We start from the raw sequence: 25386 nt of genomic DNA, 5'->3' as shown, positions 1-25386 counted from the left end.
GACCTTCATTGCCCGTTCGCGCTCACGGGGCTAAGACGAGCGCTGCACGGGCGGACCAGTCGGATCAGACGAGCCATCCTAGCTCGCTTCAAATAACGCCATGGCCTCGACATGTGCCGTCTGAGGAAACATATCGAGAATCCCGGCACGTTTTAACCGGTAGCCCTGCTTGACCAATTCGACCGTATCGCGCGCCAGCGTTGCCGGGTTGCACGACACATACACCAACCGCTTGGCGCCCAGGGTCGCGAGCTTGCGCACCACCTCGAAAGCACCGTCACGCGGTGGGTCCAAGAGTACCGCAGAAAAGCCGCTTGCGATCCATTCGGCATCGGTCAAAGGCTGGGATAAATCGGCCTGAAAAAACTTTGTGTTATGCAAATTGTTACTAGCCGCGTTGGCCGCAGCGCGGTCGACCATGGTCTGCACGCCCTCGACCGCCACCACTTCGCGCACGATCGTGGCCAGCGGCAGAGCAAAATTGCCCAGGCCGCAGAACAGGTCAAGCACGCGCTCGTCCGCCTTGGGCTGCAGCCACTCCAGCGCCTGCGCCACCATGGCCTCGTTGACCGCGGCGTTGACCTGGATGAAATCGCCCGGCCGCCAGGCCAGATCAAGATCCCAGGTCTGCAGGCGATACCCCAGCGATTGCGTGGCGTCCACCGGTTGCGGTTCGCCGTCGCCGTGCAGCCACAACTGCGCTTGGTGGAACGCGCAGAAATCCTTGAGGATCGTCAGGTCGGCGTCGGACAGCGGCGCCATATGGCGCAGCAAGAGCGCCAGCGAAGAACCGCTGAACAGCTCGACATGGCCCAGGGCCTGAGGCTTGCTCAAGCGCCGCAGCATTTCCGGCAGGCGGGCCATGATCGGTTGCAAGGGCTGTACCAGCACCGGGCATTCGCTGATCGCGACGATGTCCTGACTACCGGCGGCGCGAAAGCCCACGTCGAGTTTTTTCGCCTTGCTGTCCCAGCGCACGGCGACGCGGGCGCGGCGGCGATAGCCGAACTCCGTCGCCGTCAAGGGCGCCGCCCAGGCCTCGGGTTCGACCCCGGCCACCCGCGACAACTGTTCAGCGAGCATGCGCTGTTTGAGGGCAAGCTGTTCGTCGTGGGGCAGGTGCTGGACACTGCAACCGCCGCAGCGACCCGCGTGCTGACACGGCGCCGGGCGCCGCAACTCGCTGGCGCTGAACACGCGTTCGGTACGCGCCTCGACCACTTTGCCGTGGGCGCCGAGCACCCGCGCTTCGACTTCTTCACCCGCCAGGGCGCCAAGGACGAACCAGGTACGACCTTCGAAAAACGCGATGCCACGACCGTCGTTGGCCAGGCGCTCGATCTTCAAGCGCTGCTTTTTGCCGGTCGGGATTTGCGCAGCCTTGCTGCCGCCGGTGGGCTGGAAGCGCAGGCCTCTTTCGTGCCTGGCCATCAGTTGGCCGCGTCGAAAATGCCGGTCGACAGGTAACGGTCGCCACGGTCACAGATGATCGCGACGATCACCGCGTTTTCAACTTCCTTGGACAGGCGCAGCATCGCTGCCACCGCACCACCCGAGGACACGCCGCAGAAGATGCCTTCTTCGCGGGCCAGTCGGCGGGTAACGTCTTCGGCTTCGCTTTGCGCCATGTCGACGATGCGGTCGACACGGTCGGCCTGGTAGATCTTCGGCAGGTATTCCTGCGGCCAGCGGCGGATGCCGGGAATGGCCGAGCCTTCCATCGGCTGCAGACCGATGATCTGCACGCTGTCGCTCTGCTCTTTCAGATAGCGCGACACGCCCATGATGGTACCGGTGGTGCCCATGGAGCTGACGAAATGGGTGATGGTGCCCTGGGTCTGGCGCCAGATTTCCGGGCCGGTGGTGGTGTAGTGCGCTTCAGGGTTGTCACCGTTGGCGAACTGGTCCAGCACCTTGCCGCGGCCTTCGGCCTCCATGCGCTGGGCAAGATCGCGCGCGCCTTCCATACCTTCTTCCTGGCTGACCAGAATGAGCTCGGCGCCATAGGCGGTCATGGCCGCCTTGCGCTCGGCGCTGGAGTTGTCCGGCATGATCAGGATCATCTTGTAACCCTTGATCGCAGCGGCCATCGCCAGGGCGATCCCGGTGTTGCCCGACGTCGCCTCGATCAGCGTATCGCCGGCATGGATCTGTCCACGCAACTCGGCCCGGGTGATCATCGACAGCGCCGGACGATCCTTGACCGAACCCGCCGGGTTGTTCCCTTCGAGCTTGAGCAAAAGCGTGTTGCTGGTAGCACCGGGCAGGCGCTGCAAACGGACCAGCGGAGTGTTGCCGACGCAATCGGCGATGGTTGGGTACTGCAGGGTCATGGCGTATTCGCAATCCAGACGTGCGGGGGCGCCTATCATACCGGCAAACCCGCGCAGGCCATATCACGCAAAGTGCGGTGCTTATGGTTTATGGGAATAAGCGCTTGAATCAGTCCGCGTCACCTTGCGCCATATTCAATGCATAAAACTCGTGCAGCTTGGCCTGCAACAATTGCTTGTCGGGCAGTTGCACCTGGTATTGCGCGATCAACGCCGGAGACAGACTGCGATTGAGCGCGTATTCGACCACTTCGTCCTCCTTGCTGGCGCAGAGCAACACGCCGATGGCCGGGTTTTCGTGCGGCTTGCGCTCATCACGATCCAGCGCCTCGAGGTAGAAGTTGAGCTTGCCCAGGTATTCGGGTTCAAAGCGACCGACCTTGAGTTCGATGGCTACCAGGCAGTTCAGCCCTCGGTGGAAGAACAACAGATCGAGGGCGAAGTCCCGACCGCCGACCTGCAGCGGGTACTTCGAACCCACGAAGCAGAAGTCACGCCCCAGCTCACTGAGAAATGCCTTGAGCCGGCCGAGCAGGCCCTGATGCAGATCGGTTTCGGCATGGCCGCCGGGCAGGTCGAGAAACTCGAGCATGTAGGCATCACGGAAGATCTCGAGTGCAGCAGGATGGCTTTGCTTGAGCATTGCCGAGGTTTTGGCCGGTTGGGTGACGCTGCGCTCGAACAGGGCCGCTTTGAGTTGGCGTTCCAGTTCGCGTTTCGACCATTTTTCCTGGATGGCCATGCGCAGGTAAAATTCGCGTTCTTCGGGGCGTTTGCTTTGACCGAAAATGACTACGTTGTGTGACCAGGACAATTGTCGCGCCAGTGGTGCGACTTTTTCTTCGGCGCGATAAATCTCATAGAACTGGCGCATTCGAAACAGATTGGAGCGGGTAAAACCGCGCAATCCGGGCTGACTTCTAGCCAGATGCTCGGCCAGTTGACCGACCACCGAATCGCCCCACTCGGCTCGCTCGATCTTGCGACTGATGTAGCCACCGACCTGCCAGTACAGGTCGATCAGCTGGGTATTCACCGCTTGGATCGCCTGTTGCCTGGCACCTTGAATCAGTGCCAGCACTTCGTTGAAACGATCAGTGTTTGCGTTGCCGGTGACGTCGGATGCGCGCATGCCTTACTCCTTGAAGACTCGTGAAGAGCGGAGCTTAATTCTTCACTCGCGCTGCCATTTGCCGCTGATCCCCTTTGGGAAACGTCGTACAAAAAGCTCGGAGCACTCCGACAAAATACGCCTGAGGGCGAATCTGCAAGCCGCTTCCCAGCCTGCGCAAGATCGGCCGAGTCAAACCAGGCCTGGCTGATACCCGGCCATATCGAGATCAGGCCGGTTCGCGCCTGTCTGCGCGACTAAAGGGCCGTCGTCGGCAATCAGGCGCAAATTCAGGCGCAACCCCGTGCCGCTGTTCTGCGCCCACAGTCTGCCGCCCTGGCGCTGTACCGCGTTGCGGGCAATGCTCAGGCCCAGGCCGAAACCGCCGTCCCCCGGGCGCGAACCGTCAAGGCGAATGAACGGTGAGAAGATCCGCTCCAGATCCGCTTCGGCCACCCCGCCGCCCTGATCCTCGAGCCACAGGTGCCAGTAAGCGCCATCGCGCCGACCGTCGAGACGGACGATGCCGCCCGCAGGCGAATGACGGATGGCATTGCGCAGGATGTTTTCCAGGGCCTGGGCCAGCGTATTGAGATTGCCCCGAACCCAGCACGCAGCGTCGACTGCACATTGCAGTTGCAGACTCGGCCAGCCACTTTCATAACAGGCGTTGTCGGTGAGCATTTCCCACAGCGCCTGGATCTGGATCGCCTCCTCCGGCAGTGGCGCGCGCTCGGTGTCGAGCCAGGCCAGTTGCAGGGTGTCTTCCACCAGCCGCTGCATGACGTCGACCTCGCGCCCGATGCGCTCGCGCAGCGCCAGCAGGTCCTGCTCGCTGTCGCTGGCCACGCGCAATCGACTCAACGGCGTGCGCAGTTCATGGGACAGGTCGCGGAGCAATTGCTGTTGCAGGGCGACGGTGGATTGCAGGCGTTCGGACATCGAGTCGAATGCCCGGGCCAGCTCGCCGAGTTCGTCCGGGCGTTCGGTGATGCCGCTGGAGAGCCGCACGTGCAACTGGTCGGCGCGCCAGGCGTTGGCCTGTTCGCGCAGGTTGTTCAGCGGCACCACCAGCAATCGATACAGACCGATACACAGCAACAAGGTGAACAGACCAGGAATCACCCCGTTGGTGATCACCCGCCAGAACACGCGATATTTGCCCGGCAGGAAGCGCTCGGGGAGCTCGATGACCAGACTGCCGGCGGCTGGATCAGTCGGGAACGGAACGCGCAGCCACGGTCGACCCTTCTTGTGGATCGGCCAGTCGAGACCGCGCAGAAAGGTCAGGTGCTGAATCTCTTCGGCGTTCAGCGCAGCGCTGCTCAGCGATTGCAGATTGCGGTCGATCACCCCGACCCAGGCCGCCTCGCGCAGCTCCATGCTCTGCAGCCAGCTATCGATTCCGGCACGCTGCCCGCGTTGCCAGGCCTGCTCGGCTTCAGCAGCGTAACGGCTGAGGGTGCCGCGCGCCTCGTCGGAGAGAAACTGATTGCGCTCCTCCATATAGCGCCCCCAGGACCAGCTCAGCCAGATCATCAACAGACAGAACGCCACCAGCAGGCAGGCGAGTTTCCAGAACAGCGAGTGCCGGCCCGGCAGGTCAGACATTGTCATCGCTGGCGCTCAATACATAGCCTTTGCCCCACACCGTGCGCACTTCGCGCTCGGTATAGCCGATGCCCTTGAGTTTGCGGCGGATCTGGCTGATGTGCATGTCGAGGCTGCGATCGTGCGCCGCGTAACCGCGCTGCAGCACATGCTGATAGAGGAAGGCCTTGCTCAGCACCTCTTCATCATTGCGGTTGAGGGTTTCCAGCAAACGGTACTCGCTACGGGTGAGGCCGGCGGCCTGCCCGGCGAAGAAGACGTCGCACTGCTCGTCGTCAAAGCGCAGTCCGCCCACCGCCGCGGGCGTGGCGACGGGCACGGGCCGCCGGTCGAGCGCGACCCGGCGCAGGATCGCTTCGATGCGCACATGCAATTCGGCCATGCTGAATGGCTTGGGCAGGTAATCGTCGGCGCCGAGGCGGAAACCGCTGATGCGATCGGCCTCCGCCCCCAGCGCCGACATCAGCAGCACCGGGGTGGAGTGGCTCTGGCGCAACTGGGTCAGCACATTGAGGCCGTCCAGGCCCGGCAGCAGGATATCCATCAGCACCACATCGAACGGCTGGCGCCGAGCCATGTTCAGGCCTTCGTTGCCATTCTGGCACCAGGTCACCTGGAAACCGCTGCGGCCCAGATGCTCGTGGACATAGGCACCGAGCACCGGGTCGTCTTCGATGGAAAGAATGCGTGGCGGGCCAACGGGAACAGGAGTCATGAGTATCTGCAAATAATTCTCAGTTGACCGATTATTCAAGATTGCCAGGCATCGGGCAACCCACGTCTGCCCTGTCGGCGATTCCACACGCCGGTGGCCGACGAATGACGACATCATTTTTCCGGAGAACGCCCGCCTGCAAATCGCTACACTGCGCCAATGTCGCGTGCCGGAAGCACGTGTGAGACAACGATCAGCGGGATGCGGGAGACAGGCGTGCTCAAGAAACTGGGAATCAAAGGTCGCGTGCTGTTGCTGACCCTGGTGCCGACAAGCCTGATGGCGTTGGTCCTGGGCGGCTACTTCACGTGGATGCAGCAGTCCGATTTGCAGTCGCAATTGATGCAGCGTGGCGAGATGATTGCCGAGCAGCTGGCGCCGCTGGTGGCACCGGCCATGGGCCATGGCAACACCGAACTGCTCGAGCGCATCGCCACGCAGTCCCTGGAACAACCCGACGTGCGCGCGGTGACGTTCCTCGCTCCCGACCGTTCGCCGCTGGCCCACGCCGGCCCGACCATGCTCAACCAGGCCCCCAGCGGCGACAGCGCGCAACTGCTGCGGCGCAGCGGCAACGATGCCACACGCTATCTGCTGCCGGTCTTCGGCAAGCACCGCAACCTGGCTGGCGAACTGATCCCCGCCGAATCCGAACGTTTGCTCGGCTGGGTCGAGCTGGAACTGTCACATAACGGCATGTTGCTGCGCGGCTATCGCAGCCTGTTCGCCAGCCTGCTGCTGATCGCGGTCGGCCTGGCCGGCGCGGCACTGCTGGCACTGCGCATGGGCCGCACGATCAATCGGCCGCTGAGCCAGATCAAACAGGCCGTGGCCCAGCTCAAGGACGGTCACCTGGAAACCCGTCTGCCACCCCTCGGCAGCCAGGAGCTGGACGAATTGGCCTCGGGCATCAACCGCATGGCCGGCACCCTGCAGAACGCCCGCGAAGAGTTGCAGCACAGCGTCGACCAGGCCACCGAAGACGTCCGGCAGAACCTGGAAACCATCGAAATCCAGAACATCGAACTCGACCTCGCACGCAAGGAAGCCCTGGAAGCGAGCCGGATCAAATCGGAATTCCTCGCCAACATGAGTCACGAGATCCGCACCCCGCTCAACGGTATTCTCGGTTTCACCCACCTGCTGCAGAAAAGCGAACTGACGCCGCGTCAGCTCGACTACCTGGGCACCATCGAAAAGTCCGCCGACAGCCTGCTGGGGATCATCAACGAGATCCTCGACTTCTCGAAGATCGAAGCCGGCAAACTGGTGCTCGACCACATTCCGTTCAACCTGCGCGACCTGCTCCAGGACACCCTGACCATCCTCGCCCCCGCCGCCCACGCAAAGCAACTCGAACTGGTCAGCCTGGTATACCGCGACACACCGCTGTCGCTGGTCGGCGACCCACTGCGGCTCAAGCAGATCCTCACCAACCTGGTCAGCAACGCGATCAAGTTCACCCGCGAGGGCACCATCGTCGCCCGGGCGATGCTCGAGGAAGAACACGAAGACAGCGTGCAGTTGCGCATCAGCATCCAGGACACCGGCATCGGCCTGTCGAGCCAGGACGTGCGGGCGTTGTTCCAGGCATTCAGCCAGGCCGACAACTCGCTGTCGCGGCAACCCGGTGGTACCGGCTTGGGCCTGGTGATTTCCAAGCGCCTGATCGAGCAGATGGGCGGCGAAATCGGCGTCGACAGCACGCCGGGCGAAGGCTCGGACTTCTGGATCAGCCTGAGCCTGCCCAAGACCCGCGACGACGCTGAAGACCTGCCCGCCGCGCCATTGCTCGGGCGTCGCGTGGCGGTGCTGGAGAGTCATGAACTGGCGCGCCAGGCCCTGCAGCATCAACTGGAGGATTGCGGCCTCGACGTCACGCCGTTCAATACCCTGGAAAGCCTGACCAATGGCGTCACCGGCGCGCATCAAACCGAGCAGGCGATCGATCTGGCGGTGCTCGGCATCACCAGCAACGACATGCTCCCGGAGCGCCTTAACCAGCATATCTGGGATCTGGAACACCTCGGCTGCAAAGTGCTGGTCCTGTGCCCGACCACCGAGCAGACGCTGTTCCACCTGTCGGTGCCCAATCCGCACAGTCAGTTGCAGGCCAAGCCGTCGTGCACGCGCAAGCTGCGGCGGGCGCTGTCGGACCTGGTCAACCCGCGCCAGCCACGCCACGAGCCGGGCGAACCGCTGTCGAGTCGGGCACCCAAGGTGCTGTGTGTCGACGACAACCCGGCCAACCTGCTGCTGGTGCAGACCCTGCTCGAAGACATGGGGGCCAAGGTGCTGGCGGTGGAGAGTGGGTACGCCGCCGTCAAGGCGGTGCAGAGCGAGTCCTTCGATCTGGTGCTGATGGACGTTCAGATGCCGGGCATGGACGGCCGCCAGAGTACGGAGACCATCCGCCAGTGGGAAAGCGAGCGGCACTGCACGCCGTTGCCGATCGTGGCCCTCACCGCGCACGCCATGGCCAACGAAAAACGCGCGTTGCTGCAAAGCGGCATGGATGACTACCTGACCAAACCGATCAGCGAACGGCAATTGGCCCAGGTAGTGCTGAAGTGGACCGGTCTGGCCCTGCGCAATCAGGCGCCCGATCGACTCGGCGACAGCCCCGCGGGCGCTCAGGAACTGCCGGTACTCGATCACGAAGAAGGCCTGCGCCTGGCCGCGGGCAAGGCCGATCTGGCCGCCGACATGCTGGCCATGCTGCTGGCTTCGCTGGAAGCCGACCGCGAGGCGATCCGTGCCGCGCGCGACAGCCACGACCCCACGGCCCTGCTCGAACGCGTGCATCGCCTGCACGGCGCGACCCGCTACTGCGGCGTGCCGCAATTGCGCGCGGCCTGCCAGCGCAGTGAAACCCTGCTGAAAAAGGACGACCCGAAAGCGCCGGCGGCGCTGGACGAACTGGAGCGCGCCATCAACCGCCTCGCCGCCCAGGCCCGTATCAGCGCCTGATCCAGGGCAACATCGCTGACCGTGGGGTCGGCTAAAGTGATCGCGGGTGAACCGGCCCGCGACGATGTTCCAGGAGGACCGCATGCGTACGATCGTTTTCAGCAGCCAGACCTACGACCGCGACAGTTTCCTTGCCGCCGACTGCCCGCCCGGCATCGAACTGCACTTTCAACCGGCACGGCTGAGCCTCGATACGGCGGCGCTGGCCGAGCAGCACGAGGTGGTCTGCGCCTTCATCAACGACGACCTCGGCGCACCGGTGCTGGAACGCCTGGCCCAGGGTGGCACTCGGCTGATTGCCCTGCGCTCGGCCGGCTACAACCACGTCGACCTGGCCACGGCAAAACGCCTGGGACTGGCCGTGGTGCGGGTGCCGGCCTATTCGCCGCATGCCGTGGCCGAGCATGCCGTGGCCCTGATCCTGGCACTCAACCGCCGCCTGCATCGCGCCTACAACCGCACCCGCGAAGGTGATTTCAGCCTGCACGGGCTGACCGGTTTCGATCTGGTGGCCAAAACCGTCGGCATCGTCGGCACCGGGCAGATCGGCGCCACGTTCGCGAAAATCATGCACGGTTTCGGGTGCCGCTTGCTGGCGTTCGATCCCTGTCCGAACCCGGCTGTCGAAGCCCTGGGTGCGCGTTATCTGGCGCTGCCCGAGCTGCTGACGCAAGCCCAGATCATCAGCCTGCACTGCCCGCTCAACGAGCAGAGCAAGCACCTGATCAACCGCGCTTCGCTGGCGCAAATGCAGCCGGGGGCCATGCTGATCAACACCGGGCGCGGCGGCCTGGTGGACACGCCGGCGCTGATCGACGCCTTGAAGGACGGCCAGCTCGGTTACCTGGGCCTGGATGTCTATGAAGAGGAAGCGCAGCTGTTCTTCGAAGACCGTTCCGACCTGCCGTTGCAGGACGATGTGCTGGCGCGGTTGCTGACCTTTCCCAACGTGATCGTCACGGCGCACCAGGCATTCCTGACGCGCGAAGCACTCGGCGCGATTGCCGCGACCACCCTGCGCAACATCGCGAACTGGGCGGCAGGTGCGCCGCAGAACCAGGTCGAGGGCTGAACCGACAGCGGTTCAGGACGGTGACAGCGACGACGCCAGGATCAACAGACCGAGCCAGCCGAAACCGAACAGCCGCTGCTGGAACGAGTGGCCCCGGCGCAGCAGGAACCAGACGAACACCATGGGCAGCAGGAACACCATGATCCTCAGCCAGGTTTCCACCGTACGCGAACCGTCGGGGTTCAGCGGCGGCTGAAATTCCGGCTGCTGCGCCTGCTGGCGGCGACGACGCCCGGCGGCGGCCGGCATCGCTTTCGGTGCTGGCGCCGGGGCTGGCGTGCTGGCTACGGTCTCGGCCACCGCCCGGTTGCGCGGCAGGCTGCCAAAGGAAATCGTCGTGCCTTTGGCAGCGGCGGGCGCGACCTCTGCCTGCGTCTGCTGCGCCGCCATCGGCGCCCCGCAATGAATGCACGCCGACGCTTCGGAGCTGATGCTCCGTTGGCATTCATAACATTCGATCAGCGCCATGTTCCGTTCCTTCAGATTCGAAGGCGGCAGTTTGCCACGACTGTCGGGTCGATTTGAACCGGATCGAAGGTCGCATGCGTGCGTCATTCTGCAATCGAGCCCGTGCTAGCATGTCGCGCATATTTGGAGGACCCATGGTCGAACACGATTTCCGCTACACCCTGATGAACCCGCAACACACCCTCACCGAATGCCGCGCGCTGGTCCCGGGCCGCTATCAGGTCACCGGCAACGGTGGCTCGATCCGTACCGGCGACGTGCTGCTGGTGACGCTCAAGGGCAGCAAGGACTTGTCCATGCGCCTGACCGTCGACACTGTCCGCCACCTGATCAATCCGCCGGGCCAATGGACCGCGATGACCAGCGGGCCGGTGTTCGGTGAACTGGCGATCCACACCTGGCAGGTCAACTGCGACAGCTGCGCCAAGGAACTGAGTTTCGAATTCGCCGTGGATGCCAAGCTTGGCAAGCCGGCGGAAAAAGTCGCCGCCACGGCACGCATCGCCGAACTCGGCTGGAAAGCCGTCGGTGACAAGCACCTGTGCCCGCAATGCCAGGAGCCGGCGTGATGAAACACCTGGTCCTGACCGCCGCAGTCGGCGCCGGCCTGCTGGGCTGCTCCGCGGAGCCGGTGCAGCTGCAACAGAACCGCAGCTACATTCTGGAATGGATCGGCGAACGTCCGCTGATGGATTACAGCCACCTGACCATCACCCTCGGCGACGATGGTCGCGCGTATGGCAATGGCGGCTGCAATCACTGGTTCGCGCCGTACACCCTCGAGGGCGACAAGCTGAGCTTCGGCAAGATCGGCAAGACCCGCAAACTGTGTGCCCCGGCGCTGATGGAGCAGGAGCAACGCTTCCTGCAGGCGCTGGAACATGTGCAACGCTGGGACATCTCGCCGATCGAGCAGATGCGCTTCTGGCCGGCCGAAGGCAAGCCTTTGCGCTGGTGGCTGGAAGAAGGCTGAGCCGCTGACGCCGATTCGTTCCCGCGCTGAGCGTGGGAACGAATCGGCGCGCCGGCGTCTTATTTCGTCGCCTGCAACGCCTGCAGCCGGGCCATCACGCCGGCGGCGGTCTGCTCGCCGAGCAACTGCTCACGCACCTTGCCCTTGTTGTCGATGATGTAGGTCACCGGCAGCGCTTCGCTGCGCGGCAGGTCGAAGAGCTCCGCCGGATCCTGCGCCAGCACGGTGAATTTGATTCCCAGTTTCTCGCTGGCGCCCTTGAGTTCTTCGCCCTGCACGTTGTCGAAATTGACCCCGAACACGCCGACTTGCTTGTCCTTGAGCTGTTCGGCCAGGTGATTGAGCTCGGGGATTTCCGTGCGGCAAGGCCCGCACCATTCCGCCCAGTAGTTGAGCACCACCCATTGTTTGTCCAGGCGCTCGGACGCCACTTTCTGACCGTTCTGGTCAATGCCATAGTCGTTGCCGCAGCCCCCCAGCAATAACGCTCCCATGATCGTCAGTGCTGCTGCCAATCGCCGTGTCATGTCGTGTTCCTTGTGAAAAATTGAATGCGCCTGCGACCCATCGCCTCCCACGGTTCTGGATTGCGCGCTGCACAGTTAGAATAGCCGCCACTTTACGCCAGAAGCGACCTGCCATGACCGATCTGACGCTTTATCACAACCCGCGCTGCTCGAAATCCCGCGGTGCGCTGGAACTGCTCGAAGCCCGAGGCCTGACGCCGAACGTCGTGCGCTACCTCGAAACGCCGCTGGACGCCGGGCAAATCAAGGCCTTGCTGGGCAAGCTCGGCATCAGCGCCCGGCACCTGCTGCGCACCGGGGAAGATGAATACAAAATGCTTCAGCTCGCCGACGAAAGCCTTGGCGAAGAACAACTGATCGCCGCCATCGCGGCCCACCCGAAACTGATGGAGCGGCCGATTCTCGCCGTCGGCGACCGCGCCGTGATCGGCCGGCCACCGGAGCGGATCCTGGAGTTGCTGCCGTGAGCGCGCCGTACATTCTGGTGCTGTATTACAGCCGCAGCGGCTCGACCAACGAGATGGCCCGGCAGATTGCCCGCGGCGTCGAACAGGCCGGCCTCGAAGCGCGCCTGCGCACCGTGCCGGCGATTTCCACCGAGTGCGAAGCGGTCGCGCCGGACATTCCTGACGAAGGCGCGCTGTACGCAACCCTCGACGACCTGAAGAACTGCGCCGGCCTGGCGCTCGGCAGCCCGACCCGTTTCGGCAACATGGCCGCGCCGCTGAAGTATTTTCTCGACGGCACCAGCAACCTGTGGCTGACCGGCGCGCTGGTCGGCAAACCGGCCGGGGTGTTCACCTCCACTGCCAGCCTGCATGGCGGCCAGGAAACCACCCTGCTGTCGATGATGCTGCCGTTGCTGCACCACGGCATGCTGATCACCGGCCTGCCCTACAGCGAATCGGCGCTGCTGGAAACCCAGGGCGGCGGCACCCCTTACGGCGCCAGCCACCACGCCGGCGCCGATGGCAAGAAAGGCCTCGACCAGCACGAAATGGCGCTGTGCCGCGCACTCGGCGCACGCCTGGCGAAAACCGCGCAGAAACTGGAGAGCTGAGATGGCCCGGAAGCCGAAAGTCCTGCCCAGCATCGCGTGGCTGGAGCCACGGGTGCGGGCGATGCGGGTGCTCAGTCTGCTGTGCTTTTTCGCTCTGGCAGGATTGCTGGCGGCTTATTACCTGGGCTTCGCCGACCTGCACGGCGCCCGCCCGTGGGTGATTTTGCTGGTCGAGCTGATCCCGTGGCTGATCCTCGCGCCAGGGATGCTCATGGGCAACGCACGTGCGCACTCGTGGATGTGTTTTGTGGTGAACCTGTATTTCATCAAAGGCGCACTGGCGGCGTACGACCCGAACCGGCAGCTGTTTGGCGTATTGGAGATGCTGGCCAGTCTGGCGCTGTTCTGCTCGGCCCTGCTGTATGTGCGCTGGCGCTATCAGCTGAATCGCAAACTGGCGGGTGAAGGCGAGATCGCCGTCGCCTGACAGAGGGCTATCGCTGGCAAGCCAGCTCCCACGGCTTTTGTGTCGATCACAAGATTGTGTTTCAACAAGGGATCCTGTGGGAGCTGGCTTGCCAGCGATTGAAGCGACTTGGTGTCAATGATTGACGGTGTACGCCAGCATCATCGAGATCTGGCTCATCGGCCGACCGCCACTCTGTTCATGCCACTGGTTGAACGCGTTCTGCACAATCGCCAGATCGCGCAGGCTGGTCGGCACCTTGTCGACGATCTTCTGCGCATTCAGCGCCGCGACCACGTCATAGCTGGGCACGAACGTGTCCTTGCCGACCATGCGCAAGAAGCGTGGCGCCGACAATCCACCCAACTGATGACCGTGCTTTTTCAGGTAGGTCCACAAGCCAACGATATCGGTCACCGGCCAGTCGGCGATCAACGCACCAAAGCTGCCCTGCTCCTTTTCCACGTCGAGGATGAACTGTGCATTGCGCGGCACGCTCTTGAGCTTGCCCAGGTGGCGGATGATCCGCGCATCCTGCATCAGCCGCTCGAGGTGTTCGGCGCTCATCAGCACGACTTTTTCCGGATCGAACCTGAAGAACACTTCCTCGAAGGCCGGCCACTTGGCGTCCACCAGACTGTGCTTGAGCCCGGCGCGAAACACCCGCAGGGCCATGGTCGAGAGGTAGCGATCGTCGCTGATCTTGCGCAGTTGCGCCGGGGTCTTGGGAACGGGCAGATGGGCTTCCAGTTCAGCCGCCGAACCGAAGCGGTTCAGACAGTATTCGTGCAGCCACTTGTAGTCGCGCATGCCCTCTCCTGAGGTTTAAATGAAATTTCACCGGTGAACCGAAAACACTGTGGGAGCTAGCCTGCTAGCGAATGCGGTAGGCCAGTCGACAAGCATGTCGGCTGACAGTTCGCCATCGCTAGCAGGCTAGCTCCCTCAGAGATCGGGTTTACAGGTTGACGACGTTGACGAAGCGCGAAGCCGCGGTTTCGTCGATCTTCAGGCTGGTGAAGTCGAACAGGTTGCGGTCGGCCAGTTGCGACGGCACCACGTTCTGCAGGCTGCGGAAGATGCTCTCGGTGCGGCCCGGAGTCTTGCGCTCCCAGTCCTGGAGCATTTCCTTGACCACCTGACGCTGCAGGTTTTCCTGCGAACCGCAGAGGTTGCACGGGATGATCGGGAATGCCTTGAAGTCCGAGTAGGCCTGGATGTCCTTCTCGTTGCAGTAGGCCAGCGGACGGATCACCACGTTGCGCCCGTCATCGGCGCGCAGCTTCGGCGGCATCGCCTTGAGGGTGCCGTTGAAGAACATGTTGAGGAAGAACGTCTCGACGATGTCGTCGCGGTGATGACCCAGGGCCATTTTCGTTGCACCGATTTCGTCGGCGAAGGTGTACAGCGTGCCGCGACGCAGGCGCGAGCACAGCGAGCAGGTGGTCTTGCCTTCCGGGATCAGTTCCTTGACCACCGAATAGGTGTCTTTCTCGACGATGTGGTACTCGACGCCCAGCTCTTTCAGGTAGGCCGGCAGCACGTGCTCGGGGAAACCCGGCTGCTTCTGGTCCATGTTCACCGCAACGATCTCGAACTTGATCGGGGCAACCTTCTGCAGGTGCAACAGCACGTCGAGCATGGTGTAGCTGTCCTTGCCCCCGGACAGGCAGACCATGACCTTGTCGCCGTCTTCAATCATGTTGAAGTCGGCGACCGCTTCGCCGGCCAGGCGGCGCAGGCGCTTTTGCAGTTTGTTCTGGTTGACCGTAAGAGTGCCCATGACGCGAAATCCGTGAGGTGTGACGAAAGGCCGGCATTTTACGCAAAAACCCAGCCGCGGCGCAGCATCCTGACGGACGCACCCTGCAGGAGCTGCCGACGGCTGCGATGGTTTGCGCCTGTTTTCGGCAATCCAGGAATCGCAGCCGTCGGCAGCTTCTACAGATGCAACTGCGATTACCCCACCTGTTTACAGCGCGATTTGCTCTAAGCCCCTATCACCTGTGCGGGTAAGTCCTTTCTATACTGCGACATAAGGTCGCACACAATCTGAAGACCTGTATTTGCTCGGCCACCTTGGCCCGTAGGCGCTCCGTTGGGGGGCGATGGCAATAACAAGAGGAGTGACTGGCATGATCCATCACGTAGTGGGACTTTTTACCCACCCCGATCAGGAATGGAAGGAGATCCGTGGCGACCAAGAGGAAAGCATCAGCCACATGTACCTGACCCACACGCTGATCCTGGCGGCCATCCCCGCCGTGTCGGCGTTCATCGGTACCACTCAGGTCGGCTGGGTGATCGGCAATCGTGCGCCGGTGATGCTCACCGTCGAAAGCGCGATCTGGATGACCGTCATGTCGTACCTGGCGATGCTTGGCGGCGTCGCGGTGATGGGCGCCTTCGTGCACTGGATGGCCCGCACCTATGACGCCAATCCGAGCCTGGCCCGCTGTGTCGCGTTCGCCACCTACACCGCTACCCCGTTGTTCGTCGGCGGACTGGCGGCGCTGTACCCGCATATGTGGTTGGGCATGATCGTCGGCACCGCAGCGATCTGCTACACGGTGTACCTGCTGTACGTGGGGCTGCCGACCTTCATGAACATTCCGTCGGACGAAGGCTTCCTGTTCTCCAGTTCGGTACTGGCCGTGGGCCTGGTGGTGCTGGTGGCCATCATGGCGTTCACCGTGATTGTCTGGGGGCTGGGCGTGGGCCCGGTCTACACCAATTGACTTGATTCACCGTCGAGAACAACAAGATCTGCCAATACAGGCCGCCGCAAGGCGGCCTTCTCGTCGCTGCGCCGCAGTCGACGACCATTCGGCAGTTCGCCGATTCGCAAGTCCCGAGGGTTGCGGCATACTCGACGCCTCTGGAGATCCATCAAGCATGCCCGAGCAACTCAATACCCGCGTCGAAGACTGTTACCAACTCGCTGAATCCTTTTTCAAACGCTCCTTCAAACGCCCCGTGGTGAGCCTCAAGCTGCGCGGGCAAAAAGCCGGGGTCGCGCACCTGCACGAGAATCTGCTGCGCTTCAACCCGCAGCTGTACCGGGAAAATACCGAACACTTCCTCAAGCAGACCGTGGCCCATGAAGTGGCGCATCTGATCGCCCACCAGTTGTTCGGCGACCGCATCCAGCCCCATGGCGAAGAGTGGCAACTGATCATGCGCGGCGTCTATGAGCTGCCGCCGGATCGCTGTCATACCTACGCCGTCAAACGCCGCAGCGTGACGCGCTACATCTACAAATGCCCGTGCGCCGACAGTGACTTTCCGTTTTCCGCGCAGCGCCATAGCCTGGTGCGCCAGGGCCGACGGTATTTGTGCCGCAGGTGCCGCAACACCTTGGTGTTCAGCGGCGAGATGCGGGTGGAATAAGCAGTTTTGCAGTGTTGCGACTGGCCTCATCGCTAGCAGGCTAGCTCCCACCAGAGATTTGTGAACCCTACAGATTCAATGGTGGGAGCCAACCTGCTGGCGATGAGACCGGTGCAGGCGCTAGAGAATCACCTTGGCCGCACGCAATTGCGCAATCCGCTGCGCACTGAAGCCCAACTCCGTCAACACCTGCTCCGTGTGCTGCCCCAACGCCGCGCCGACATGTCGCGGCGCCGGCAAAGCCTCGGAAAATTTCAGCGGACAGGCGATCTGCGCCTGCGTCGTGCCGTCCCCGCGCGGCACCTGCGTCACCAGCTCCCGCGCCTGCAATTGCGGGTGACGCAGCGCTTCACCCAGGCTCAGTACCGGTTCGACACAGGCATCGAGGCCGGCGAACAACTCGCACAATTGGCCGAAGTCATGTTTCTCGAACTCGATTTTCAACGCCTCCTTCAGCGCCTGCTGTTGCTCCGGCCTGGCTGACAGCCCTGACGCCGCCAGCTCCGGCCGGCCCAGTGCGGCGCACAGTGACTGCATGAACCCGGGCTCCAGGCTGCCCACCGACATCCAGCGGCCGTCGCGCGAGCGGTAGTAGTCGTAGAAGCTGCCGCCATTGAGCATCTGCGCTTCCCAATCCGGTTCCTCGCCGCAGGCCAGATAACCGGCACCGGCCATGGCGTTGAGGCTGAACGCACAGTCGGTCATGCTCACGTCCAGGTGCGTGCCCTGCCCGGTCTGCTGGCGCGCGATCACCGCCGCCAGCAGGCCGATCACCCCGTGCAGCGAGCCACCGGCGATGTCCGCCACCTGCATGCCCAGCGGCAACGGCCCGCTGTCGGCGCGGCCGGTGTAACTGGCGAGCCCGGCCAGCGCCAGATAATTGATGTCGTGCCCGGCGCGATCACGGTAGGGGCCGGTCTGGCCGTAACCGCTGATCGACAGGTAAATCAGCTTCGGGTTGATCGCCTTCAACGCTTCATAACCCAGGCCCAGGCGCTCCATCACCCCGGGGCGAAATTGCTCCAGGACGATGTCGTAGTCGCTGACCAACTGCTTCACCACCTCGAGCGCTTCGGGCTGCTTGAGGTCCAGTGCCAGGCTGCGTTTGTTGCGGTTCAGGTAGGCGTGGCTGGCCGACATGCCGTGGTCGTGCGGGGGCAGCACGCGCATCAGGTCGAGCCGCGTCGGCGACTCGATGCGCAACACCTCGGCGCCCATGTCCGCCAGCAACAGCGAGGCAAACGGCCCCGGCAGCAGCGTCGAGAAATCGAGAATCTTCAGTGAAGCCAGCGGTGCGGACATGGGCGAACTCCTTGGGCAATGCTTGCAGCCTAGGCAGCGCCGGCGCGTACAGCAATCACCGGATCCATCAGCCCGGGTGACCGTTGCGCTCAAATCGCCGGCAAGAAAAAACCCGCCGCAGCGGGTTTTTCCATACAGCCAAGGTTACTTGACGTTGCTTGGGGTCGGGCCTTCAGCCACACCCAGGTCATCTTCCTGACGCTCGTCGGAGATACCGCGACCGCCCGAGGCCAGCTCGGATTGCAGCACGTCGGTGTCCAGCTCCTTGACCCACTTGGCCACCACGATGGTCGCCACGGCGTTACCCACCAGGTTGGTCAGGGCACGGGCTTCGGACATGAAGCGGTCGATGCCGAGGATCAGCGCCAGACCAGCCACCGGCAGGTGACCGACCGCCGACAGGGTGGCCGCCAGCACGATGAAGCCCGAACCGGTCACACCGGCAGCGCCCTTGGAGGACAGCAGCAGCACCACCAGCAGAGTGATCTGGTGAGTGATGTCCATGTGGGTGTCGGTGGCCTGGGCAATGAACACGGCCGCCATGGTCAGGTAGATCGCCGTACCGTCGAGGTTGAACGAGTAACCGGTCGGGATCACCAGACCGACGACGGATTTCTTCGCGCCCAGACGCTCCATCTTGATCAGCATGCGTGGCAATACCGATTCGGACGAGGACGTACCCAGCACGATCAGCAGTTCTTCACGGATGTAGCGGATCATCTTCAGCACGCTGAAGCCGTGCATGCGGGCGATCGCGCCGAGGACGATCAGAATGAACGCCAGGCAGGTGATGTAGAAGCAGATCATCAGTTGACCCAGCTGCACCAGCGAGCCGACACCGTAGGCACCGATGGTGAAGGCCATGGCACCGAAGGCACCGATGGGTGCGAGCTTCATGATCATGTTGATGATGTTGAACATCACGTGGGCGAAGCGATCGATGAAGTCGAGGATCGGCCGGCCGTAGTCACCCAGACGGTGCAGGGCGAAACCGAAGATCACCGAGAACATCAGCACTTGCAGGATGTCACCGGTGGCGAACGCGCCGACGATGGTGGTCGGGATCACGTTGAGCAGGAAGCCAACGACACTCTGGTCGGCGCCCTGAGCCACATAAGTGGCGACTTTCGAGGCGTCCAGGGTGCTGACGTCGATGTGCATGCCGTTGCCCGGCTGCACGATGTTGACCACGACAAGGCCGACCAGCAGGGCGATGGTCGAAACGATTTCAAAGTACAGGAGCGCGTAACCACCGGTCTTGCCGACCGACTTCATGCTCTGCATGCCGGCGATGCCGCTGACCACGGTGCAGAAAATGATGGGCGCGATGATCATCTTGATCAGTTTGATGAACCCGTCACCCAGCGGCTTTACGGCGACGCCGAACTGCGGGTAGTAGTGACCCAGCGCGATACCGATGATGATGGCGATGATCACCTGGAAATACAGGGATTTGTACAGTGGCTGACGAGTCGTCATTGCAAAGTTCCTCAAGAGTCTCGCGCGGCAACATCCATCTGTTGAACGCGACACCTGAATTGCGAACCCTCCTGCACTGGAGGGATTTGTTGTGTCGAACGGCGCGTTTTCATACCGACTCGGCGCACGCTTCTGTCGCTCTTATCGCAAACGTCGTGCCACTTTGGTGCAAATCGCTGCAAGCCTTTTGATATCAGGGACTGCAGGTTTTTCCATGTCACCCTCCGGTTACCCGACAATGGCGGATTTCCGCCAACCCGGCCGATCCCGTCCTACAATTTGGCGGAAATCCGCCTTGTTGCCACTTGCCGGCCGCGGCTACCATCCAGCGCCAGAGGAAGGATTTGCCGCTTATGCGCGAACGCACCATCGCCAGTCATTTCGCCCGCGCCGCCCTCGGTGGCGCGCGCCGCTCGGGGCTGGACTGCTCGGACCTGCTGTTGCAACTGGGCATCAGCCCCGAGTTGCTCGACGAACCTCGGGCGCGCATCGCCCCGGAGCAGTTCACCCGCCTGATCCAGGCGCTGTGGCTGGCACTGGACGACGAGTACCTGGGTTTCGCCAGCGCGCCGAGTAAACCCGGCAGCTTCGCCATGATGTGCCACGCCATTATTCATTGCCGCAATCTGGAGAAGGCTCTGCATCGCGGCTTATTGTTTTATAGCTTATTCCCCGCAGCCCCGCGCCTGACCCTGAGCCGCGAAGACGAATGGGTGCGCCTGAGCCTCGACGACGCACAGCTCTGCGACCCGGATCACTTTCTCAGCGAAAGCCTGCTGGTGATCTGGCACCGCCTCGGCAGTTGGCTGATCGGCCAGCGCATTCGCCTGGAGCAGGCCACGTTCAGTTACCCGAAACCGGCGCATGGCGCCGAGTACGACTTGCTGTTCCCCTGCCCGCTCGAGTTTGGCAAAGGGCAGAGCAGCCTGCTGTTCCACAGCCGTTATCTGCCGATGCCGCTGTTGCAGGACGAACGCACCCTCAAGCATTTTCTCGAGCGCTCCCCCGCCGACCTGCTGTCGCGCCCGGACGACGGCGACAGCCTGAGCAGCCGCCTGCGCCGCTTGCTCAGCCGCGACAGTGCGCGCTGGCCGGATCTCGAATCGGTGGCGGCGCACCTGCATAGCAGTCCGCAGACCCTGCGCCGGCATCTGCGCGAGGAAGGCACCAGTTTTCAGGCGTTGAAGGATCAGTTGCGCCGCGACATCGCGATTTATCACTTGGGCCGGGCAGACCTGTCACTGCAGCAGATTGCCGAGCAGTTGGGCTTTTCCGAGCCGTCGGCGTTTCACCGCGCGTTCAAGAAGTGGACTGGGCTGACGCCGGGGGCTTATCGGGCGCAGGAGCAGTAAGCCCCGCTGTGAACTGACTGACGCCTTCGCGAGCAGGCTCGCTCCCACAGAGGATTCAATCTGGGAGCGAGCCTGCTCGCGAAGAGGCCGGCAAGGCCTGCAATCACACCGCAGGAAAGTGAATGCGGAACGCTGCGCCGCCCATCGGCGAATCGCCCAGGGTCAGTTTCGCGCTGTAGCTCTCGATGATGTCCTTGACCACCGCCAGGCCGATGCCCTGCCCCGGATGCTGGCGATCCAGGCGCTCGCCGCGCTCGAGAATCCGCGCGCGCTGATCCGGCGGCACGCCCGGGCCGTCATCCTCGATGCACAACTCGATGCCGGCGAGACTGTCGCGCACGCTGATGCGCACTTCGCCCAGACACAGGCGATAGGCGTTCTCCAGCAGGTTGCCCATCATCTCCAGCAAGGCGCCCTGTTCGATCGGCACGTAGCAATGCTCCGGCAGATCGAACGCCACCCGCACATGTTTGTCGCGGTAGACCTTGTCCAGCGTGTCGCACAGGCTCTGCAGCACCGGGCGCAGGCGCACCTGATGGCGCACCAGGCCGCTTTTGCGCAGGCTGGCCCGCTGCAACTGGTAACCAATCTGCTGGCTCATGCGTTCGATCTGGGTTTGCAGGACCCAGGCCTGATCGCGATCCTCGGGGCGCTGGGCCATGTCTTCGCTGACCCCCTGCAACACCGCCAGCGGGGTTTTCAGGCTGTGCGCCAGATCGTCGAGGGAATCGCGGTAACGGCTGCGCTGCTGGCGTTCGCTGTGCAGCAGGCGGTTGAGCGAGCCGGTCAGGCGCAGCAGTTCCCGCGGGTGCTGTTCGCTGAGGCTTTCGCGAGTGCCGCTTTCGATCTCGTCGAGTTCCTGGCTGAGCCGGCGCAAGGCCTTGAGGCCCCAGGTCAGGCCGATCCACAGCAGCGCGAGCAACACCAGAAGCGCCGCGCCAAAGCCCAGATAAAGGTTTTCACGCAACCCTTCGAGGGTGGTTTCGTATTCGCGTACCGGTTGCAGGGCGACGATGCTGAACGCCGCGCTCTTGCCGCCGAGCAGTTTGACTTCGACGTCATAGACAAAGAATTCCTGGCCACTGGCTTCGCGGATCCGCGCGAACTCGTTGCCACGCCCGTCATAACGCGGGGTGTAGTTGATTTTCTCTTCCTGGGTCGCCTTCGAGCGCCAGACCAGATGCCCCTCGCGGTCATAGATGTAGCCGAGCAGACGGCTGTCGGTGAGATTGAAGCGCTCGTCCGGCAGTTGCGCCGGCATCACCAGGCGATTGCTTTCAATGCGCGCGGCGGAAATCAGCGTGGTCACGTCCGAGGCCAGGCGCTGCTCGATCGAATCCTGCAGCGCCAGGCTGAAGGCGCCCTGCATCGCCGGCAGCAATGCCAGCATGAACAACACCGCCAGTGTGGTGGCGGCGAGCATCAAGCGAACACGCAGCGAACGGATCAAGTGCAGCGCTCATTGAACAGGTAGCCGAGCCCGCGCACGGTGTCGATCGGCTTGAACCCGGCCGGCCCTTCGAGCTTGCGCCGCAACCGGCCGACCAGCACTTCGATCACGTTCGGATCGCGCTCATCGTCATCCGGGTACAGCTGCTCCATCAGGCGATCCTTGGGTACCACCTGCTGGTGGTGACGCATCAGGTATTCGAGGATCCGGTATTCATACGCGGTCAGCGCCAGCGGTTGCTCATCGAGGGTCGCCTGCTTGCGGTTCAGGTCGAGCAACAATGGGCCGGCGACGATGGTCGACTGGGTGAACCCACTGGAGCGCCGCAGCAAGGCATTGAGCCGCGCTTCGAGTTCTTCGAACTGGAACGGCTTGACCACATAGTCGTCGGCACCGGCGGCCAGGCCTTCGACCTTGTCCTGCCAGTTGCCGCGCGCGGTGAGAATCAGGATCGGGAACGTCTTGCCCGTCGAGCGCAACTGGCGGATCAGGTCGAGCCCGCCCATGCCCGGCAGGCCGAGGTCGATCACCGCCAGGTCAAAGTTGAACTGCGCGGTCTGGTACAACGCCTCTTCGGCATTGGCCACGGACTCGACCACATGGCCGCTCTCCGTCAGGCGGGTTTGCAGGTGATGGCGCAACAGCGCTTCATCTTCGACGACCAACAGTTTCATGCCCTTCTCCCGGATAAATCGACAACTGCACAGGCTTTCGCCTGACATGGCTGCGCCGGATCGCCCCCTGAGGGACGACCCGGCGCGGGCCTGACGCCAGTCGCTTGTCAGAAAGCGTAGTTGGCCGACAGGTAGGTCTGGGCGCTGCTGGTCAAGTCCAGCGAACCCTGTTTGCTGCCGCCGCGCTCGCTCATCTCGGTGCTGGCGTTGCTGCGCAGGTAACGGTAACCGAGTTCCACCGAGGTGTTCTGCGAGACTTGCTGCAACACACCGAACTGGCCGCCGAGGGCATAACCGATATCGCTGTCGTGGCTGTAGCCTGGCGATGTCTGGCTCAGCTTGGTCACGCCGGCGGTGGCGCCGCCGAACAGCTTGGTGCTGCCGCCCACCGGGTAGAACAGATCGTAGCTGCCCAGCAGGTTTTCCTGGCGCAGTTTAATGCCATTGTGCGAGCCCGAAACATTGTCGTAGGTGGCATAGTAGCGGCCCTGGCTGTTCTGCTGACCGAGGCGCACACCGTAGGTATTGTTGCCGTCGATCGCGCCACTGGCGTCCGGGTGCCCCAGGTTGTCGTTCAGGGCATTGGATTTTTTCACCTTGTCACTGGTCTGGCCGAAGGTCAGGCCGGCGAAGTTCGAGGAAGTGTCAGCGTGGGCGGCAAGGCTGGCGCCCATCACGGTGAAAGCCAGCAGCAGCTTGTTCAAACGAGTCATCGAGTAGTCCTCAGTTGTGCTCTTCGGGTATGGCGCAAGGTTACTGGGGTACCCCTGTACCGCCCCTGAACGCTCTCTGAACCCGAGCTGAATCAAATCGACTAGGCTGTCTTGACCACTCACTGTCAGGAGACCTCGACCATGCGCCTGTTTCTCGCCTTCGCCCTGCTCGCCATGAGCAGCCTCAGCCAGGCTGCGATCAAGACCCAGGAAATCCCCTATCAGAGCGCCGACGGCACGAAACTGATCGGCTACTTCGCCTACGACGATGCCATCCAGGGCCCGCGCCCCGGCGTCGTGGTGGTGCATGAGTGGTGGGGCCTCAACGATTACGCCAAGCGTCGCGCCCGCGACCTCGCCGGGCTCGGCTACAGTGCGCTGGCCATCGACATGTACGGCGAAGGCAAGAACACCGAGCACCCGAAAGACGCCATGGCCTTCATGCAAGCGGCCACCGCGGACGCAGCGGCGGCCAGCAAGCGCTTCCAGGCCGGGCTGGACCTGTTGAAGAAACAGCCGCAGACCGACGTCAACAGACTCGCCGCCATCGGCTACTGCTTCGGCGGCGGCGTGGTGCTGAATGCGGCCCGTCAGGGTGAGCCGCTGGCCGGGGTGGTGAGTTTCCACGGCGCGCTGGCGACCAAGACGCCGGCCACGCCCGGCAGCGTCAAGGCCAAGGTGCTGGTCGAACACGGCGCGCTGGACAGCATGGTGACGCCGGACAATGTCGCCGCGTTCAAGGCGGAAATGGACAAGGCCGGCGCCGACTATAAATTCGTCAGCCTCGACGGCGCCAAGCACGGTTTCAGCAATCCCGATGCCGATCGCCTGAGCCACGGCGAGCATGGCGGTCCGGACATCGGCTACAACAAGGCCGCCGATGAAAAATCCTGGGCGGACATGCAGGCGTTCTTCAAGAAAATCTTCAGTTGAGCCACCCGCGGCTGTGCCGAGCATTCCCCCGCAGCGCCTGGGAATGCTCACGGCACGGCGCAGCGGAACGCGCCTGTCCACTATCCAGTCCCGCAGCTAACCGGCAAAATGCCCGCCATGAATTCCAGCCCCTTCTTCCCCGCCTGCTGCACCCCGCTCGATGCCCACTGGCCGTTGCCGACGGTACTGCCGGACACGGTGCTGCTGAGCACCCATTTCGACCCGTCACGCCTGCTCGGCGATGACTTCAGCCGCAGCGCCATCGAACCGCCGGCGAGCATCCAGCGCTCGGTGGCCAAGCGCCAGGCAGAGTTTCTCGCCGGACGCCTGTGCGCGCGGGCCGCGCTGCAGCAACTGGAGGGCTCGAACGTGGTGCCGGCGATTGGCGAGGATCGCGCCCCGGTCTGGCCCGCGCACATCTGCGGTTCGATCACCCACAGCACCGGTCGCGCAGCGGCGATTGTCGCCAACCGCCAGCACTGGCGCGGCCTGGGCATGGATCTGGAAAACCTGCTCAACGCCGAACGCGCCGAGCGCCTGGCCGGGGAAATTCTCACGCCGGCGGAAATGCAGCGCATGGCCGCCGGCCCGCGCGATCAACTGGCGCTGCTGGTGACCCTGACGTTTTCGGTGAAAGAGAGCCTGTTCAAGGCGCTGTATCCGCTGGTGCAGCAGCGCTTCTACTTCGAGCACGCCGAAGTGCTGGATTGGACAACGGCCGGTCACGTGCGGCTGCGGCTGCTGACCGACCTGTCCGGCGAATGGCGCAACGGCACGCAACTGGACGCGCAGTTCGCGGTGCAGGACGGGCAGTTGCTCAGCCTGGTCAGCGTTCGCGCCTGAGCCC

At 63.2% G+C, this 25386-nt stretch carries 26 protein-coding genes; 12 read left to right on the top strand and 14 right to left on the bottom strand.

Annotation, left to right across the window (positions count from 1 at the left end):
* Window positions 1-78: 78 nt before the first annotated feature.
* The 5 genes from rlmD to QRN70_RS27455 form a co-directional block, all read right to left on the bottom strand.
* On the bottom strand, window positions 79-1431 hold the full coding sequence (gene rlmD / locus QRN70_RS27475) for a 23S rRNA (uracil(1939)-C(5))-methyltransferase RlmD (RefSeq protein WP_285420974.1): 1353 nt from the start codon (window positions 1429-1431) through the stop codon (window positions 79-81).
* Window positions 1431-2333, bottom strand: coding sequence for a cysteine synthase CysM (gene cysM / locus QRN70_RS27470; RefSeq protein WP_041067515.1), 903 nt, complete (start codon window positions 2331-2333; stop codon window positions 1431-1433). The genes rlmD and cysM overlap by 1 nt, the downstream gene beginning before the upstream one ends.
* A gap of 109 nt (window positions 2334-2442) precedes the next feature.
* Window positions 2443-3465 carry a PDDEXK nuclease domain-containing protein gene (locus QRN70_RS27465; protein ID WP_285420973.1) on the bottom strand — a complete coding sequence of 341 codons (1023 nt, stop codon included), beginning with the start codon at window positions 3463-3465 and terminating at the stop codon, window positions 2443-2445.
* 171 nt (window positions 3466-3636) lie between these two features.
* A complete protein-coding gene (locus QRN70_RS27460; RefSeq protein WP_285420972.1) occupies window positions 3637-5061 on the bottom strand; it encodes a sensor histidine kinase in 1425 nt (474 codons plus the stop codon).
* Entirely contained in the window at window positions 5048-5770 is a 723-nt protein-coding gene (locus QRN70_RS27455; protein ID WP_285420971.1) for a response regulator transcription factor, read from the bottom strand. Before QRN70_RS27455 ends, QRN70_RS27460 begins: the two co-directional genes overlap by 14 nt.
* Window positions 5771-5986: 216 nt before the next feature.
* Between QRN70_RS27455 and QRN70_RS27450 the strand changes: the two genes are divergently transcribed.
* On the top strand, window positions 5987-8740 hold the full coding sequence (locus QRN70_RS27450) for a response regulator (protein ID WP_285420970.1): 2754 nt from the start codon (window positions 5987-5989) through the stop codon (window positions 8738-8740).
* Between the two features lie 82 nt (window positions 8741-8822).
* Entirely contained in the window at window positions 8823-9812 is a 990-nt protein-coding gene (locus QRN70_RS27445) for a 2-hydroxyacid dehydrogenase (protein WP_285420969.1), read from the top strand.
* A gap of 12 nt (window positions 9813-9824) precedes the next feature.
* On the opposite strand, the gene QRN70_RS27440 is transcribed toward QRN70_RS27445, so the two are convergent.
* On the bottom strand, window positions 9825-10280 hold the full coding sequence (locus tag QRN70_RS27440) for a hypothetical protein (protein ID WP_285420968.1): 456 nt from the start codon (window positions 10278-10280) through the stop codon (window positions 9825-9827).
* 134 nt (window positions 10281-10414) lie between these two features.
* Between QRN70_RS27440 and QRN70_RS27435 the strand changes: the two genes are divergently transcribed.
* Window positions 10415-10849: a hypothetical protein gene (locus tag QRN70_RS27435; protein WP_285420967.1), complete on the top strand. Its 435-nt coding sequence runs from the start codon at window positions 10415-10417 to the stop codon at window positions 10847-10849.
* A complete protein-coding gene (locus tag QRN70_RS27430; protein WP_285420966.1) occupies window positions 10849-11253 on the top strand; it encodes an META domain-containing protein in 405 nt (134 codons plus the stop codon). The genes QRN70_RS27435 and QRN70_RS27430 overlap by 1 nt, the downstream gene beginning before the upstream one ends.
* Window positions 11254-11312: 59 nt before the next feature.
* Here the strand turns inward: QRN70_RS27430 and QRN70_RS27425 are convergent, their stop codons facing one another.
* Window positions 11313-11780 carry a TlpA disulfide reductase family protein gene (locus QRN70_RS27425; protein ID WP_285420965.1) on the bottom strand — a complete coding sequence of 156 codons (468 nt, stop codon included), beginning with the start codon at window positions 11778-11780 and terminating at the stop codon, window positions 11313-11315.
* Window positions 11781-11893: 113 nt separating this feature from the next.
* Between QRN70_RS27425 and arsC the strand changes: the two genes are divergently transcribed.
* From arsC to QRN70_RS27410, 3 genes are read left to right on the top strand one after another with little or no spacing between them, the layout of a single operon-like run.
* Window positions 11894-12247, top strand: a complete 354-nt coding sequence (gene arsC / locus QRN70_RS27420) for an arsenate reductase (glutaredoxin) (protein ID WP_285420964.1) — start codon at window positions 11894-11896, stop codon at window positions 12245-12247.
* Window positions 12244-12840: an NAD(P)H:quinone oxidoreductase gene (gene wrbA / locus QRN70_RS27415; RefSeq protein WP_285420963.1), complete on the top strand. Its 597-nt coding sequence runs from the start codon at window positions 12244-12246 to the stop codon at window positions 12838-12840. The genes arsC and wrbA overlap by 4 nt, the downstream gene beginning before the upstream one ends.
* Window position 12841: 1 nt before the next feature.
* The gene (locus QRN70_RS27410; protein WP_285420962.1) at window positions 12842-13267 is read left to right on the top strand and encodes a DUF2069 domain-containing protein; all 426 of its coding nucleotides are present in this window, start codon (window positions 12842-12844) and stop codon (window positions 13265-13267) included.
* Between the two features lie 114 nt (window positions 13268-13381).
* Here the strand turns inward: QRN70_RS27410 and QRN70_RS27405 are convergent, their stop codons facing one another.
* Both QRN70_RS27405 and ttcA read right to left on the bottom strand, forming a co-directional pair.
* Window positions 13382-14056, bottom strand: coding sequence for a DNA-3-methyladenine glycosylase I (locus QRN70_RS27405; RefSeq protein ID WP_285420961.1), 675 nt, complete (start codon window positions 14054-14056; stop codon window positions 13382-13384).
* A gap of 148 nt (window positions 14057-14204) precedes the next feature.
* Window positions 14205-15029 carry a tRNA 2-thiocytidine(32) synthetase TtcA gene (gene ttcA / locus QRN70_RS27400; RefSeq protein ID WP_285420960.1) on the bottom strand — a complete coding sequence of 275 codons (825 nt, stop codon included), beginning with the start codon at window positions 15027-15029 and terminating at the stop codon, window positions 14205-14207.
* A 352-nt stretch (window positions 15030-15381) separates the two neighbouring features.
* Here ttcA and QRN70_RS27395 point away from each other — a divergent pair, with 352 nt between their 5' ends.
* Window positions 15382-15984, top strand: coding sequence for a Yip1 family protein (locus tag QRN70_RS27395; RefSeq protein WP_007917515.1), 603 nt, complete (start codon window positions 15382-15384; stop codon window positions 15982-15984).
* Between the two features lie 157 nt (window positions 15985-16141).
* Window positions 16142-16636 carry a SprT family zinc-dependent metalloprotease gene (locus QRN70_RS27390; protein ID WP_285420959.1) on the top strand — a complete coding sequence of 165 codons (495 nt, stop codon included), beginning with the start codon at window positions 16142-16144 and terminating at the stop codon, window positions 16634-16636.
* A 120-nt stretch (window positions 16637-16756) separates the two neighbouring features.
* On the opposite strand, the gene QRN70_RS27385 is transcribed toward QRN70_RS27390, so the two are convergent.
* A complete protein-coding gene (locus tag QRN70_RS27385) occupies window positions 16757-17938 on the bottom strand; it encodes a CaiB/BaiF CoA transferase family protein (RefSeq protein WP_285420958.1) in 1182 nt (393 codons plus the stop codon).
* A gap of 144 nt (window positions 17939-18082) precedes the next feature.
* Window positions 18083-19417 (bottom strand): dicarboxylate/amino acid:cation symporter, encoded by a 1335-nt coding sequence (locus tag QRN70_RS27380; protein ID WP_285420957.1) that lies wholly within the window; start codon window positions 19415-19417, stop codon window positions 18083-18085.
* A gap of 353 nt (window positions 19418-19770) precedes the next feature.
* On the opposite strand from QRN70_RS27380, the gene QRN70_RS27375 reads away from it, so the two are divergent.
* On the top strand, window positions 19771-20769 hold the full coding sequence (locus QRN70_RS27375) for an AraC family transcriptional regulator (protein ID WP_285420956.1): 999 nt from the start codon (window positions 19771-19773) through the stop codon (window positions 20767-20769).
* 103 nt (window positions 20770-20872) lie between these two features.
* On the opposite strand, the gene QRN70_RS27370 is transcribed toward QRN70_RS27375, so the two are convergent.
* The 3 genes from QRN70_RS27370 to QRN70_RS27360 form a co-directional block, all read right to left on the bottom strand.
* On the bottom strand, window positions 20873-22219 hold the full coding sequence (locus tag QRN70_RS27370) for an ATP-binding protein (protein WP_285420955.1): 1347 nt from the start codon (window positions 22217-22219) through the stop codon (window positions 20873-20875).
* The gene (locus QRN70_RS27365; RefSeq protein WP_285420954.1) at window positions 22216-22893 is read right to left on the bottom strand and encodes a response regulator transcription factor; all 678 of its coding nucleotides are present in this window, start codon (window positions 22891-22893) and stop codon (window positions 22216-22218) included. The genes QRN70_RS27370 and QRN70_RS27365 overlap by 4 nt, the downstream gene beginning before the upstream one ends.
* 107 nt (window positions 22894-23000) lie before the next feature.
* Entirely contained in the window at window positions 23001-23606 is a 606-nt protein-coding gene (locus QRN70_RS27360; RefSeq protein ID WP_285420953.1) for a hypothetical protein, read from the bottom strand.
* A gap of 141 nt (window positions 23607-23747) precedes the next feature.
* Between QRN70_RS27360 and QRN70_RS27355 the strand changes: the two genes are divergently transcribed.
* Both QRN70_RS27355 and QRN70_RS27350 read left to right on the top strand, forming a co-directional pair.
* On the top strand, window positions 23748-24539 hold the full coding sequence (locus QRN70_RS27355) for a dienelactone hydrolase family protein (protein WP_285420952.1): 792 nt from the start codon (window positions 23748-23750) through the stop codon (window positions 24537-24539).
* 117 nt (window positions 24540-24656) lie between these two features.
* Window positions 24657-25382 carry a 4'-phosphopantetheinyl transferase family protein gene (locus QRN70_RS27350; RefSeq protein WP_285420951.1) on the top strand — a complete coding sequence of 242 codons (726 nt, stop codon included), beginning with the start codon at window positions 24657-24659 and terminating at the stop codon, window positions 25380-25382.
* Window positions 25383-25386: the final 4 nt, after the last annotated feature.

The organism is Pseudomonas sp. efr-133-TYG-5 (assembly GCF_030209175.1).
Lineage (GTDB): Bacteria > Pseudomonadota > Gammaproteobacteria > Pseudomonadales > Pseudomonadaceae > Aquipseudomonas.
The sequence above is the reverse complement of the archived record's forward strand: the minus strand, read 5'-3'. Positions and strand labels throughout refer to the sequence as shown.

What these genes read in the sequence shown, in the direction of transcription:
- rlmD (WP_285420974.1), bottom strand. Translation starts at nt 1,431, where the DNA reads ATGGCCAGGCACGAAAGAGGCCTGCGCTTCCAGCCCACCGGCGGCAGC.
- QRN70_RS27390 (WP_285420959.1), top strand. Translation starts at nt 16,142, where the DNA reads ATGCCCGAGCAACTCAATACCCGCGTCGAAGACTGTTACCAACTCGCT.
- QRN70_RS27365 (WP_285420954.1), bottom strand. Translation starts at nt 22,893, where the DNA reads ATGAAACTGTTGGTCGTCGAAGATGAAGCGCTGTTGCGCCATCACCTG.
- QRN70_RS27405 (WP_285420961.1), bottom strand. Translation starts at nt 14,056, where the DNA reads ATGCGCGACTACAAGTGGCTGCACGAATACTGTCTGAACCGCTTCGGT.
- QRN70_RS27445 (WP_285420969.1), top strand. Translation starts at nt 8,823, where the DNA reads ATGCGTACGATCGTTTTCAGCAGCCAGACCTACGACCGCGACAGTTTC.
- QRN70_RS27460 (WP_285420972.1), bottom strand. Translation starts at nt 5,061, where the DNA reads ATGACAATGTCTGACCTGCCGGGCCGGCACTCGCTGTTCTGGAAACTC.
- QRN70_RS27360 (WP_285420953.1), bottom strand. Translation starts at nt 23,606, where the DNA reads ATGACTCGTTTGAACAAGCTGCTGCTGGCTTTCACCGTGATGGGCGCC.
- QRN70_RS27410 (WP_285420962.1), top strand. Translation starts at nt 12,842, where the DNA reads ATGGCCCGGAAGCCGAAAGTCCTGCCCAGCATCGCGTGGCTGGAGCCA.
- QRN70_RS27350 (WP_285420951.1), top strand. Translation starts at nt 24,657, where the DNA reads ATGAATTCCAGCCCCTTCTTCCCCGCCTGCTGCACCCCGCTCGATGCC.
- QRN70_RS27375 (WP_285420956.1), top strand. Translation starts at nt 19,771, where the DNA reads ATGCGCGAACGCACCATCGCCAGTCATTTCGCCCGCGCCGCCCTCGGT.
- QRN70_RS27425 (WP_285420965.1), bottom strand. Translation starts at nt 11,780, where the DNA reads ATGACACGGCGATTGGCAGCAGCACTGACGATCATGGGAGCGTTATTG.
- QRN70_RS27465 (WP_285420973.1), bottom strand. Translation starts at nt 3,465, where the DNA reads ATGCGCGCATCCGACGTCACCGGCAACGCAAACACTGATCGTTTCAAC.
- QRN70_RS27380 (WP_285420957.1), bottom strand. Translation starts at nt 19,417, where the DNA reads ATGACGACTCGTCAGCCACTGTACAAATCCCTGTATTTCCAGGTGATC.
- cysM (WP_041067515.1), bottom strand. Translation starts at nt 2,333, where the DNA reads ATGACCCTGCAGTACCCAACCATCGCCGATTGCGTCGGCAACACTCCG.
- QRN70_RS27385 (WP_285420958.1), bottom strand. Translation starts at nt 17,938, where the DNA reads ATGTCCGCACCGCTGGCTTCACTGAAGATTCTCGATTTCTCGACGCTG.
- QRN70_RS27430 (WP_285420966.1), top strand. Translation starts at nt 10,849, where the DNA reads ATGAAACACCTGGTCCTGACCGCCGCAGTCGGCGCCGGCCTGCTGGGC.
- QRN70_RS27355 (WP_285420952.1), top strand. Translation starts at nt 23,748, where the DNA reads ATGCGCCTGTTTCTCGCCTTCGCCCTGCTCGCCATGAGCAGCCTCAGC.
- ttcA (WP_285420960.1), bottom strand. Translation starts at nt 15,029, where the DNA reads ATGGGCACTCTTACGGTCAACCAGAACAAACTGCAAAAGCGCCTGCGC.
- arsC (WP_285420964.1), top strand. Translation starts at nt 11,894, where the DNA reads ATGACCGATCTGACGCTTTATCACAACCCGCGCTGCTCGAAATCCCGC.
- QRN70_RS27455 (WP_285420971.1), bottom strand. Translation starts at nt 5,770, where the DNA reads ATGACTCCTGTTCCCGTTGGCCCGCCACGCATTCTTTCCATCGAAGAC.
- QRN70_RS27435 (WP_285420967.1), top strand. Translation starts at nt 10,415, where the DNA reads ATGGTCGAACACGATTTCCGCTACACCCTGATGAACCCGCAACACACC.
- QRN70_RS27395 (WP_007917515.1), top strand. Translation starts at nt 15,382, where the DNA reads ATGATCCATCACGTAGTGGGACTTTTTACCCACCCCGATCAGGAATGG.
- QRN70_RS27440 (WP_285420968.1), bottom strand. Translation starts at nt 10,280, where the DNA reads ATGGCGCTGATCGAATGTTATGAATGCCAACGGAGCATCAGCTCCGAA.